The following is a 12,338-nucleotide window of genomic DNA, read 5'->3' on the forward strand; positions in this document are numbered from 1 at the left end:
GTCCTACGATCCGCTGGCGCTGGCCGATAGCGCGCGGACCCAGGTCACGATGCGGATGGGCGCGATCATCGGCGGCCTCAACGTCTCGATCTTCGCGGACAATCTGCTGAATGCGACCCCGCGGATCGGCTACAGCCACCAGAACAGGGATTCGCTGCTCTTCACGCAGGAGACGCTGCGCCCGCGGACGATCGGACTGACGATCGCCTATCGCCAATGATCATCGCTCCATTCCCGAAGGAAATCGCCGTCATGCGCATCGCACTATCACTGATTTCGGCCGCCGCCGCCGTCGGCTTCGGCACCGCTTCGGCCGAGGTCATTCACCCGCACAAGATTTCCAAGGGAGATGCCGCCGGGCCGATCTTCAGCCAGCCGAAAGTCGTCAGGGAATCGCACGGCGCGAATACCACGCTCGACAATATCGTCATGAAGTCGAGCGACCAGAAATTCGAAAGCGGCATGTATAAATCCGGGCCGAGCCATTTCGACGCCACCAAACGCGATTACGGCGTCGACGAATTCATGCTCTTCACCAGCGGCAGCGTGACGCTGACCTCGCTCGACGGCGAGGTGACCAGGCTCGAAGCGGGTGATGCGGTGATCCTTCCCGCGGAATGGCGCGGCAAATGGGATACCGAGGGCTATACCAAATATTATGTGATCTATTCGCGCACCGGCAAAGGAATGTAGCGCACTGGGCATGAGACCGCCGGCCCATTCCCTCCCAACCACCGCCGGCGGTTTCATGCCCTTTTTTTGCTCGGCATCCGGCGCGGATGATGCGAGATGGGGACGATGCTCAAGCCGATCTTTCTTGCCGCCGCCGCCTGGAGTATCGCGATCGCGGCGCAGCCGCCGGGATCGCCCGCGATCCGCATCGCCGACCGCGGGGTCTTCCCCGAAAGCCTGACCGCCAGCCGCAACGGCACGATCTTCGCGGGCAATGTCCACAAGGCGGTGATCTATCGCGCCGCGCCGCGCGCGGCCGTCGCGACGCCGTGGATCACGCTCCGCCCCGAGGAGGCAAGCCGGGTGATGGGGCTTTTCGCCGATGATCGCCGCAATATGCTCTGGGCCTGCACCTATGCCCCCGGCCCGCAGGGCGCCAAGGGGCCGGCCTCGATCCGCGCCTTCGATCTCGCGACGGGCACGGAGCGCCGGCGCTATCCGTTCGACGGCGGCTGCAACGACATGACGGTCGCCCCCGACGGCACGGTCTATGCGACCGATTTCGCGGGCGGGCGCGTCCTGCGGTTGCGCCCCGGCGCGGAGGCGTTCACCGTGATCGCGGCCGCGCCGGAACTCGCCTCGGCCGACGGCCTCGCGCTGCTCGATGACGGCGCCTTGCTGGTCAACACCTTCCGCGGCGGCAAGCTTTTCCGCATCGCGACCGATAGTGGCAACGGTCCGGCAACGATCCAGCCAATCACCCTCTCGCAACCGCTCGAACGCCCCGACGGGATGCGCGCGATCGGCCGCAACCGCTTCGCGCTCGCCGAGGGCGGCGGCCGGATCGACGAGCTCATCGTCGCGGGCGATCAGGCCGCAGTCCGCACGATCGCCGAGGGGCTGCCGAAGAACCCCACCTCGGTCGCGGTGGTCGGCAAGCGCGCGATCGTCTCGACCGCCGATTTCTCCCTATTGGGACAAGCGGGCGCAGATGCGATAGAGACCTCGCTGCAGCAAATTCCCTTCCCGTAAAAGAGACATAGGCGAGCTCGCATGAACCATTTTCCGATCGACCGGTCGATGCCCGCCATCGCCGCTGCCCTGATGGCACTGACCGCCACCCCGCTCGCGGCGCAGATCAACGCCGGCGCGATCAAGCCGGAGTCCACCCTCCCCTTCACGGTCACCCCGGTCGCCACCTTCAACACGCCGTGGCGCATCGCCTTTCTGCCCGACGGCCGGATGCTCGTCACCGAAAAGCCGGGCGGGCTGTGGCTCGTCACGCAAAAGGGCGCAAAAGTGCCGGTCGCGGGCGCCCCCGCGGTGCTCTTCAAGGGACAGGGCGGGATGCTCGGCGTCTATACCGCGCCGACCTTTGCCGCCGATCACGGCATCTACCTGACCTATGCCGAGCCCGGCGAGGGCGGCTCGGGCCTTGCGCTCGCGCATGCGAAACTGGTGATCGAAGGGGGCAAGGCGCGGCTCGATCATCTCAACGTGATCTGGCGCGACATGCCCAGGGGCAAAGGCGGGCAGTTCGGCGCGGCGGTCGCTTTCTCGCCCGATCACAAATATCTGTTCCTCACGGTCGGCGATCGCCAGCGCATGACCCCGGCGCAGAACCCCGATAGCCCGCTCGGCAAGATCCTGCGGCTGACGCTCGACGGCAAGCCCGCGCCGGGCAATCCGGGAGCTGGCCGCACGGGGGCCGCGACGCTGACGCTGATCGATCCGCCCAAGGATACCGAAGCGGCGAAGACCGCCCCGGTCATCCAGACCTATAAGGTGCCCGGCATCAACCAGGCGCCCGCGGAAATCTGGACGAGCGGGCATCGCACCCCTTACGGCCTGGCCTTCGCGCCCGACGGGCGGTTGTGGGAAGTGGAGCACGGCCCCAAGGGCGGCGATGAGCTCAACCTGATCGAGCCGGGGAAGAATTACGGCTGGCCGCTCGTATCCTATGCGGTCAATTACGACGACGTGCCGATCCCGAGCCCCGATACGCGCCCCGATCTGCAAAAGCCGGTGATCTATTGGACCCCGGTGATCGCGCCGGGCAATCTGATGTTCTATCACGGCGCGCTGTTCCGCGGGTGGCGCGGCTCGGCACTGATCAGCGGGTTGGGGAGCATGTCGCTCAACCGCGTCACCTTCGACGCGGCGGGCAAGGCGAAACCGGCCGAGCGCTGGGCGCTGGGCTTTCGCGTGCGCGACATCGCCGAAGCGCCCGACGGCGCCTTGTGGGCCGTCGAGGATGCCAATCCCGGCAAGCTCGTGCGCCTGACCCCGAAAGTCACCGCCCGCGCAGCGCGGCGATAACGAGCAGGAGGGAATTGTGCAGCGGAAGATGATCGCCGGGCTCGGCGGGATGGTGCTTCTCGCCGGCGCCTCGTCGGCGCAGACCGGGTCGCCAAGCGGCGAGCAACAAGCCGCCGCGGGTGCGCAGACCTATGCCGGCCGCTGCGCCGCGTGCCACGGCGCGAAGCTCACCGGCGGCGGCGGCCCGGCGCTGGCGGGCGAGGCTTATTGGTCGCACTGGAACGGCCGCCCCGCGCGCGCTTTGTACGACGAGATCGTCTCGACGATGCCGATGGACGATCCGGGGTCGCTCAAGCCGGCCGAGGCGATCGCGCTCGTCGTCTTCTTCCAGAAGGTGAACGGCGGCGATGTCCCGGCCACCGCGATCGCCGATCCGGCGGCCCTCGATGCGATCAAGATCGCGAAGCCGAGCGCCGGGCGGGCGAAGTAGCAGCGCTCGCGCCGCGGGCTTTCCGGCGGCGGCGGACCAGCGAGAGGGCGAGACCGATCATGAGGATCGGCGCGAGGCTGGCGTAGAATTGCGCTGAGAGGTCCGGGGTCAGCGCCATTGTCACGAGGACCGCCGCCATCGCCGCGATCGCGGCGAGCGATCCCCAGGGATGAAACCACATGCGGATCGAGAGCCGCTCGGGGGTCTCGCGCTCCAGCCGCGCGCGCAACCGCAATTGCGAGGCCGCGATCAACAGGTAGATCACCAGCATGATCGCGCCCGAGGCGTTGACCAGAAAGGTGAAGACCAGGGTCGGCGACAGGACCGACGCCGCGAGCGCGCCATAGCTGAAGATGCTCGCGATGAGGATCGCCCGCGTCGGCACCTTGCGCCGGCCGACCCGCACCAGCGCCTGCGGCGCATCGCCGCTCGCCGCCAATGCGAACAGCACGCGCGAGGTGACGTAGAGCCCCGAGTTGAGACACGACAGCACCGCCACCAGCACGATCGCGCTCATGATCCACGCCCCGCCGGGGATGCCGATCGTCGCCAGCGCGGTGGTGAAGGGCGAAATCCCCGGCACGATCGCCGTCCACGGCACCGCGGCGACGATCAGCCCGATCGACAGCACGTAGAAGATCAGGATGCGAAGCGCGACGGTGCTGGTCATCCGCGCGATCATTCCCGAGGATTCGGTCGATTCGGCCGCCGCGATCGTCGCGATCTCCGCCCCGGTCAGCGCGAAGATGACGCTGGTGACGCCCGCCAGCACCGCCGGCCACCCGTGCGGCGCGAAGCCGCCGCGCGCGACGAGGTTCGCGAAGGTCGGCCCCGCCGGATTGGTCAGCCCGGTCACATAGCCCAGCGCGATAAGGATGAAGGCGAGGATCGCGGCGACCTTGATCGACGAGAGCCAGAATTCGAACTCGCCGTAAGAGCGGGTCGACAGCAGATTGACCGCGGTCAGCACCGCCATCAGCGCGACGCCGATCTGCCAGACGGCGAACATCGGCAGCCAGGCGTGGATGATATTGGCGCCGGCGATTGCCTCGATCGCGACCACCACGACCCAGAAATACCAGTAGAGCCAGCCGCTCATGAAGCCCGCCCAATGGCCGAGCCCCAGCCGCGCGAATTCCGGAAAGGCCTGTTCCCCCGGCACCGCCACCGCCATTTCGGTCAGCATCCGCATGACGAAAAGCACGATCAGCCCGGCGACCGCATAACTGACGATCACCGCCGGGCCGACCATCGCGATCGCGCTGCTGCTGCCGACGAACAGCCCGGCGCCGATGATCCCGCCGATCGCGATCATCTCGACATGCCGCCGGCGCAGGCTGTGCCCCAGTTGCGCCGGCGCCGCGCCGTCCCGAAAATGGGTCACCCGGCTCACGCCTGATAGACGGTGCGACCGCCGACGACGGTGCGGACGATCTGGATATCCTTGATCCGCGACGGATCGATCGCGTGCGGATCGTCCGCCAGCATGACGAAATCGGCGAGCTTGCCCGGCGTGATCGAGCCCTTGATATGCTCTTCGTGCGTATCATAGGCGCCGTTGAGCGAACTCACGCGGATGGCTTCGGCAACGCTGATCCGCTGGTTGGCGCCCCAGGTCTCGCCGTTCCAGCCGGTGCGCGTCACCATCCCCTGTATCCCCATCAGCGGCGAGAACGGCCCCGGCGGGAAATCGGAGCCGATGCACGCGGGGATGCCCATGTCCAACATGCTGCGATAGGGCATCATGTGGCTCATCAGCTCTTTGCCGTAGAAGTGGAATTTGTCGGCATTGTAATAAGCATAGGTGTTGAACAGCGCGGGCGAGACGCCGAGCGCCTTCATCCGCCGCAGCAGATCGTCGTTGACGAGGCTGCAATGGGTGATCTTCCACCGCGTGTCGCGGTTGGGCAGCAATCGTTGCGCGCGCTCATAGGCGGTGAGCACATGATCGATCGCGACATCGCCATTGGCGTGGCAATTCACCTGGATCCCGGCGCGGTGCATGCGTTCGCACCAGGCGTTCAGATCGTCCTGCGTTTCGGTGACATTGCCGCGATAGCCGGTCGTCGATCCCGGATAGGGCGCGCTGAGCGCCATCGTCCGCTCGGAGAAGGAGCCGTCGGCGGTATGCTCGATCGTCGCGCCCAGCCGGATCCATTCGTCGCCGAAGCCGGTCATCTGCCCGGCCGCGATCATCGTCTCGACGACATCCGCCGCCGGTTCGTAACTCACCCGGTGGAGCAGCCGGTCCTGCGCGCGGATCTGCTGGATCGCGCGCAGATTGCCGCCCTGATGGCACACGCCGGTCAACCCATATCTGGCGAACATCTGCGAGATATGCGCCGCGCCTTCGCGATCGCGGCGATCGCGCTCGTCGGGGGAACAATCGATCGTCCGCCCGACCTTTTCGAATACTGCATTGGCGCGATCGGTGACCCGGCCGTTCAATGTACCGTCGGGGAATTTGTCATAGGTGCCGCTCGGCATATCGGGCGTGTCCTTGGTCACGCCGGCGAGCTCGAACGCCTTGGAATTGTACACCATCGTGTGCCCGCCGCGGTGGCGCACAGAAACCGGCCGGGTGGTCGACACCTTGTCGAGATCGCGGATATCGAGCGGGCGCTTATCCTTGATCTTGGTATCGTCGTAGAATTCGCCGCGGATCCAGCTATCGCCCGGCGTTTCCGCGGCCCGCGCGCGCAGCTTCTGGATGATGCTGTCGATCGTGACGAATTCGACTTCGAATGGATTGCCGACCAGCACGTCATACAGCAGCGAATTGCCCGATGCGTGGTTGTGGCAATCGATGAAGCCGGGGGTGATGGTCATCCCCTTGGCATCGATGACGGTGGTTCGCCGCCCCGCCAGCCCGGCGATCTCCTCGCTCGATCCGACCGCGATGAAGCGCCCGTCCTTCACCGCAAATGCCTGCGCGGTTGGCCGGCTGTCGTCGACGGTATAGACCTTGGCGTTGCGGACGATCAGATCGGCGTCGGCCCCGGTCAACGCCGCGGCGACATTACTCCACCCGCCGCCGATCAGCCCGGCCGCGCCGCTTGCGGCGAGCCCGATGAAGCCCCGGCGGTTCTGCTGCAACCTGCTGTCCATGTCTCTCTTCCCCCTCGTCCGGACCGCGCGCGACACCGCGCGCCCAATCAACCCGCCTTCGTGGCGGCAGCACCGCGCCGCATCGCCGCGATCTCGCCGATCGCGCGATGCGCCTCGTCGATCGCGACATTGGTGTAGGCATCCCATCCCGCGTCCGAATTGGCGATCGTGACCCCGCCGACGGGCAGGCGCGCGACACGGACGCGTTCGGCCTGCACCGCCGGATCGTCCCACAGCGGGTCCGCGGTATAGGCATAGCCGTGCGGCCAGCGGTTGACCGTGATACCGGCGACGTCGCGGTCGAAATCGAAGCCCCCGGGGCCGAGGATGCGGGTCATCTCATCCCGGATGCCGCGTTCGAAATCACCGAAGCTCATCGCATAGATCCGCGCGTGGCCGGCGCGGAATTGCGCGCGCATGTCGAGCCCCTTGCCCGGCGAGATCGGCACGAACATGAGATGCGCGACGATCGGATCGTCGGGGGTGCGCGCGAAATGGTAATTGCCGAGCGACACCGGGAAATCGAGCATCATCGACGAGAACATCCCCGCCGGATTGCGGATAGTGTCGATGCCCAGCTTCGCCCAGGCGCGCCAGTTGCGCTGCGCGACGTTGACATAGACCAATGGCGCCTTGACGTTCATGCGCAGCGCCGCCGCCTGCGCCGCCGGCACCCCGTCGAGGATATAGGGGATCATCATGTTATAGCAGGCGAGCACCGTATTGCGCGCCCTGGCGCGCACCAGCTTCCCGTCGCGCACATAGCCCACTTCGGTATGCGCCCCCGCATTGCGGACCTTGACCGCGGTCGATTGCAGCCGCAGCCGCACCGGCGCGCCCGCGCGATCGAGCGCGGCATAATCGAACCGGGCGAACAGGATGTCCTCCATCGTGCTCCCCGGCGCCGAGCCCGGCACCAGCCGCCGCACCAGCATCCGCGCGATCGACGCATTGCCGTCGGGAAAGTGATAGATATAGGGTTCTTCGTCATGCTCGCGGCCGAGTTTCAGCCCGCGCGAGCCTGGCACCGATCCGAACGACTGCGACGCCGACAAGGCATCGATGCCCACCGCCCACAGGCCCTCCAGTCGTTGCTGGTAATAAGCAACGACTTCGTCGGTCGCGCCCCAATATTGGCGGATATAGTGCTCGTAACTGATGTGATCGAGGATCGCGCGCTTCTCTTTCACCGTCTTTCCCGCCAACGGATCGCGCGTCGATGTCTCCAGCTCGGCGATCAGCGACTTCGCCCGATCGGACATCGGAAACTGATCGATCATCGCGCGCGTCGCCGCATCGGATTGTGCGTCGGGCGGCGCCTGCGCATCGGGATCGCCGACCGTTCCGCCGCGCCGGCGGATTCCCGGCACCAGCCGGTCGACGCCATAGACCTCCTTCTTGAAGAAGGTCGCCGAACCCAGTCCATAGCGATCGTAGAAGCCCTGATCATAAGCGGTGGCGAATTTGTCGATTTCGATCCCGAGATCGCGGAGCAGGTTCGAGGCGACCGCGCTGTAGCGCGTGCGCGGGGAATCGATCGACTGGGTGCCGCCGTAACCGAGGATCGTCTTGCCATCGACATCGAATTCGTTGCGCCGCGCATGCCCGCCGAAATCGTCATGATTGTCGAGGATCAGGATAGTATCCTGGGGGAAAAGCTGCCGATGAAAATAGGCGGCCGACAAGCCGCTGATCCCGCCGCCGACGATGATCAGGTCATAGGCCTCGGCAACCGGCACGCTATCCAGATCATAGACCTTGCCGTCGCGGACGCCGTGCGCGACGGTGAAGGAGCCGGGCGCGCTGCCGCGCAGCCCCTCCAGCGCGGGCGGATTGGCCGGCGCGCCGTCGGCACCCGGCGTCGCCGCGCGCGCCGCGACGCTTATGCCCGTGATCGCTATCGCCGCTCCGTTCAGGAAGTCCCGCCGCTCAATGGCCATTGCCGTCTCCTGTCGACTCAATCGGTCGTTTCGAGCCTTGTCTGTGATCTCAACCTATTGAGTCAAATTATCCCGTCCCGATAGTTGACGCTCATCGCCTTAAGCCCTAGCTGCGATCACAAATCAGAGGCAGGAAAGGCTCGCTCGCGTGACGATGGAGAAATGGATCGGCGCCGCGCTGCTGGTCGCGGCAACCCCGCTGCAGGCGCAGGCCGCGAACGACGCGCCGTTCAAGCAGCGCTGCGCGGTTTGTCATGACGCGACGGCAGGAGGCGGCGTGCGCGTCGGCCCCAATCTTTACGGCATCGTCGGGCGAAAGGCGGGTGCCGCGGCTTACCCTTATTCTCCGGCGATGAAATCCTCGGCGATCGTCTGGACCCCGGAGAAGCTCGATCGCTTTCTCGCCGCACCGGGCAAGCTGGTTCCCGGCACCAAGATGCCGATCGCGGTGCCCGGTGCCGCCGACCGCCAAGCGATCATCGCCTATCTGAAGACTTTGCGGAAATAGCGCCGGAATCCGTCGCCGGCCGTCGCCCGCCCGGCGCCGCGCTATCGTGATCCACGCCTCACGCAAGGCGGGAAAGCGCATCGCGGAGCTGCGCGACGATCGTGTCGATATGGCTGCGCTCGACGATCAACGGCGGCGACAGCGCAATGATGTCGCCGGTCACACGGATCAGCAGCCCGCGGTTGAAACAATCGACGAACGCCTCATAGGCGCGTGCACCCGCCGCATCGGGGCGCGGCCGAAGCTCGATCCCCGCCACCAGCCCGAGCGTGCGGATATCGATGACGTGCGGCGCGTCGCGCAACGTGTGCATCGCATCGCGCCAGTAATCGCCGAGCGTCGCGCCGCGCGTCAGCAGCCCTTCCTCGGCATAGATATCGAGCGTCGCGAGCCCTGCGGCGCAGCCTGCGGGGTGCCCGGAATAGGTGTAGCCGTGAAACAGCTCGATCGCGTTTTCCGGCCCGGTCATCAGCGCATCGTGGATTGCGCGCCGCGCGAAGACCGCCCCCATCGGGAAGACGCCGTTGGTCAGCCCCTTCGCGGTCGTCATGAGATCGGGCGTCACCCCGAAATAATCGGTCGCGAACGGGGCGCCGAGCCGGCCGAACCCGGTGATCACCTCGTCGAAGATCACCAGGATGCCGTGGCGATCGGCGATCTCGCGGAGCCGCTGGAGATAGCCCTTGGGCGGCAACAGCACCCCGGTCGACCCGGCGACCGGCTCGACGATCACCGCGGCGATCGTCTCGGCGCCGTGTAGCGCGACGATCCGCTCGAGATCGTCGGCCAGTTCGGCGCCATGTTCGGGCAGCCCCGGCGAGAAAGCGTTGCGATCGGGATCATGAGTGTGCTGCAGATGATCGGCGCCGGTAAGCGTCGGAAAACCCCGCCGGTTGTTGACGATCCCGCCGACGGTGATCCCGCCGAAGCCGACGCCGTGATAGCCGCGCTCGCGCCCGATCAGCCGGGTGCGCGTCCCCTGCCCGATCGCGCGCTGATAGGCGATCGCGATCTTGAGCGCGGTATCGACGCTTTCCGACCCCGATCCGGTGAAGAAGATGCGATCGAGCCCCGCCGGCGCGATCCTGCTCAGGCGATCGGCGAATTCGAACGCCTTGTCATGCCCCATCTGGAACGACGGCGCGTAATCGAGGCGATCGAGCTGCTCGGCCACCGCTTCGCTGATCCGCCGGCGGCCATGCCCGGCGTTGACGCACCACAGGCCGGCGGTGCCGTCCAGCACCCCGCGCCCGTCGTCGCTCTGATAATATATGCCCTGCGCCCGCGCGAGAAGCCGTGGCGCGGCCTTGAACTGGCGGTTCGCGGTGAACGGCATCCAATAAGCCTGCATGCCCGAATTGTTCGAGATATCGTTCATGTCCCGGCGGCTCCTCTCCCGGTTAGAGACCGCGAAACGACGCGCCGGACAAGCCGTTTTCTTGCGCCCGCGGAAATGCCGCGATCGCCGCCTTTCGCGCGATAATGTTGCGGTATATCGAACACCCTCAACAGTTCGGAGTCAGGGGCGATGGACGATCTCGATATCGGCGGCCGGTTGAAGCAGGTGCGCGAGCGCGCCGGGCTGTCGCAGCGCGCGCTCGCCAAGCGCGCGGGGATCACCAATTCGACCGTCTCGCTGATCGAGGCCAACAGCACCAATCCGTCGGTCGGCGCGCTCAAGCGCATCCTCGAAGCGATCCCGATCGGCCTCGCCGAATTCTTCGCGCTCGAACTGCCGGAAAAACCCACCTTCTTCTATCGCGCGTGCGATCTCGTCGAGATCGGCAAGGGGCCGATCTCCTATCGCCAGGTCGGGCACACGATGGCGGGGAAGCGATTGCAGATGCTGTGGGAATGTTATCAGCCCGGATCGGATACCGGGCGCATCCCGCTGACCCATGAGGGGGAGGAATGCGGATTGGTGATCGCCGGGCAGCTCGAAGTGACCGTCGACGGCGTGCGCCAGATCCTGTTGGCGGGCGATGCCTATGCCTTCGAAAGCTTTCGCCCGCATCGGTTCCGGTGCATCGGCGACGTGCCCGCGCGCGTGGTGAGCGCGTGCACGCCCGCGAGCTTCTAGGCGCACCGGCGAATTACGGGGAGGAGCGCGGCCGTCCCACCCCGAGCCCTTCGTCCGAATGCCAGGACGCGGGCGGCGCGGCGGGCGCCGGCGCAAGCAACCCCGCGCGCTTGGCGACGATGGTCGGGACCAGCATCTGCCCCGCGACATTCACCGCGGTCCGCCCCATATCGAGGATCGGATCGATCGCCAGCAACAGCCCCGCCCCCTCCAGCGGCAGCCCGAGGGTGGAAAGCGTCAGCGTCAGCATCACCGTCGCGCCGGTCAGCCCCGCGGTCGCCGCCGATCCGAGCACCGAGACGAATGCGATCAGCACATAGTCCGACAGGTGCAGCGGCAGGCCGAAGAATTGCGCGACGAAGATCGCCGATATCGCCGGGTAGATCGCCGCGCAGCCGTCCATCTTGGTCGTCGCGCCGAGCGGAACGGCGAAGGCGGCATAAGCGCGCGGTATGCCGAGGCCATGTTCGGCGCATTCCTCGGTCACCGGCAAGGTTCCGACCGACGAGCGCGAGACGAAGCTGAGCTGGATCGCCGGCCACGCGCCGCGGAAGAACCACCCGGGGCTCAGCCCGTGCACGAGCAGCAGCACCGGATAGACGACGAGCAAGACCAGCGCGAGCCCGAGATAGACCGTCGCGGCGAACGCACCGAGCGACGACAGCGTCCCCCAGCCATAGCGCACCACCGCATCGCCGATCAGCGCCGCCGAACCGATCGGGGTGAGCGCGATCACCCAGCGGAGCAGGCGCCTGAATACCGCCAGCACCGACGCGTTGAACGCGAGGAACGGCGCCCCCGCCTCCCCGACACGCAGCGCCGCGGTGCCGATCGCGATCGCCGCGACGATGATCTGCAGCACATTGAAGCCCAGCGTGGTCGTCGCCGCGCCATCCTTGAGCGTCGTCGCCGCGTTGAGACCGAGCAGGTTGGCCGGCACCAGGCCCTTCAGAAAATCGAGCCACGACCCGGTCGTCGCGGGCGCCGCCGCACCCGAGACCGCTCCCGCCAGATGCAGCCCCGGCTGGAGCGTCACCCCCAACGCGATCCCGATCAGCACCGCGATCAGCGCGGTCGCGGCGAACCACAACAATGTCTGCACCACCAGCCGCGCCGCATTCTGGAGATCGCGCAACGCCGCGATCGAGCCGACGATCGCGGTGAAGACGAGCGCCGGCACCAGCACTTTCAGCAATTGCACGAAAATCTGGCCGATCGTGTGCAGGCTTGCGCCCAGCGCGCCGTCCGCCCCGCCGAGATCGCGCGCGAGCAGGCCGAGCG

At 66.7% G+C, this 12,338-nt stretch carries 12 protein-coding genes; 7 read left to right on the plus strand and 5 right to left on the minus strand.

The window, feature by feature from the left end:
- From BGN95_RS18865 to BGN95_RS18885, 5 genes are all read left to right on the plus strand, one after another.
- Positions 1 to 220: hypothetical protein (locus tag BGN95_RS18865; protein WP_286773663.1), on the plus strand; the 220-nt coding region annotated here is incomplete at its 5' end.
- Between the two features lie 32 nt (positions 221 to 252).
- Complete coding sequence (locus BGN95_RS18870; protein ID WP_286773664.1) at positions 253 to 693, plus strand: cupin domain-containing protein; 441 nt, start codon at positions 253 to 255, stop codon at positions 691 to 693.
- A gap of 105 nt (positions 694 to 798) precedes the next feature.
- Positions 799 to 1,704, plus strand: a complete 906-nt coding sequence (locus tag BGN95_RS18875) for an SMP-30/gluconolactonase/LRE family protein (RefSeq protein WP_286773665.1) — start codon at positions 799 to 801, stop codon at positions 1,702 to 1,704.
- Positions 1,705 to 1,725: 21 nt separating this feature from the next.
- Positions 1,726 to 2,991: a PQQ-dependent sugar dehydrogenase gene (locus tag BGN95_RS18880; RefSeq protein WP_286773666.1), complete on the plus strand. Its 1,266-nt coding sequence runs from the start codon at positions 1,726 to 1,728 to the stop codon at positions 2,989 to 2,991.
- A gap of 16 nt (positions 2,992 to 3,007) precedes the next feature.
- Positions 3,008 to 3,421: a c-type cytochrome gene (locus tag BGN95_RS18885; protein WP_286773667.1), complete on the plus strand. Its 414-nt coding sequence runs from the start codon at positions 3,008 to 3,010 to the stop codon at positions 3,419 to 3,421.
- On the opposite strand, the gene BGN95_RS18890 is transcribed toward BGN95_RS18885, so the two are convergent.
- From BGN95_RS18890 to BGN95_RS18900, 3 genes are read right to left on the minus strand one after another with little or no spacing between them, the layout of a single operon-like run.
- Complete coding sequence (locus tag BGN95_RS18890; protein ID WP_286773668.1) at positions 3,384 to 4,805, minus strand: amino acid permease; 1,422 nt, start codon at positions 4,803 to 4,805, stop codon at positions 3,384 to 3,386. The genes BGN95_RS18885 and BGN95_RS18890 overlap by 38 nt on opposite strands.
- A gap of 5 nt (positions 4,806 to 4,810) precedes the next feature.
- Positions 4,811 to 6,529, minus strand: a complete 1,719-nt coding sequence (locus tag BGN95_RS18895; protein WP_286773669.1) for an amidohydrolase — start codon at positions 6,527 to 6,529, stop codon at positions 4,811 to 4,813.
- 47 nt (positions 6,530 to 6,576) lie between these two features.
- Complete coding sequence (locus BGN95_RS18900; RefSeq protein WP_286773670.1) at positions 6,577 to 8,469, minus strand: NAD(P)-binding protein; 1,893 nt, start codon at positions 8,467 to 8,469, stop codon at positions 6,577 to 6,579.
- 154 nt (positions 8,470 to 8,623) lie between these two features.
- Between BGN95_RS18900 and BGN95_RS18905 the strand changes: the two genes are divergently transcribed.
- Positions 8,624 to 8,977: a c-type cytochrome gene (locus BGN95_RS18905; protein WP_286773713.1), complete on the plus strand. Its 354-nt coding sequence runs from the start codon at positions 8,624 to 8,626 to the stop codon at positions 8,975 to 8,977.
- A gap of 58 nt (positions 8,978 to 9,035) precedes the next feature.
- Here the strand turns inward: BGN95_RS18905 and aptA are convergent, their stop codons facing one another.
- Positions 9,036 to 10,355, minus strand: a complete 1,320-nt coding sequence (gene aptA, locus BGN95_RS18910; protein WP_286773671.1) for an omega-aminotransferase AptA — start codon at positions 10,353 to 10,355, stop codon at positions 9,036 to 9,038.
- 150 nt (positions 10,356 to 10,505) lie between these two features.
- Between aptA and BGN95_RS18915 the strand changes: the two genes are divergently transcribed.
- The gene (locus tag BGN95_RS18915) at positions 10,506 to 11,057 is read left to right on the plus strand and encodes a cupin domain-containing protein (RefSeq protein ID WP_286773672.1); all 552 of its coding nucleotides are present in this window, start codon (positions 10,506 to 10,508) and stop codon (positions 11,055 to 11,057) included.
- 13 nt (positions 11,058 to 11,070) lie between these two features.
- Here the strand turns inward: BGN95_RS18915 and BGN95_RS18920 are convergent.
- Positions 11,071 to 12,338 (minus strand): dicarboxylate/amino acid:cation symporter (locus tag BGN95_RS18920; RefSeq protein ID WP_353744719.1); only part of this gene is annotated, 1,268 nt, incomplete at its 5' end.

The organism is Sphingomonas sp. 66-10 (assembly GCF_001897045.1).
GTDB classification, from domain to species: Bacteria; Pseudomonadota; Alphaproteobacteria; order Sphingomonadales; family Sphingomonadaceae; genus Sphingomonas; species Sphingomonas lycopersici.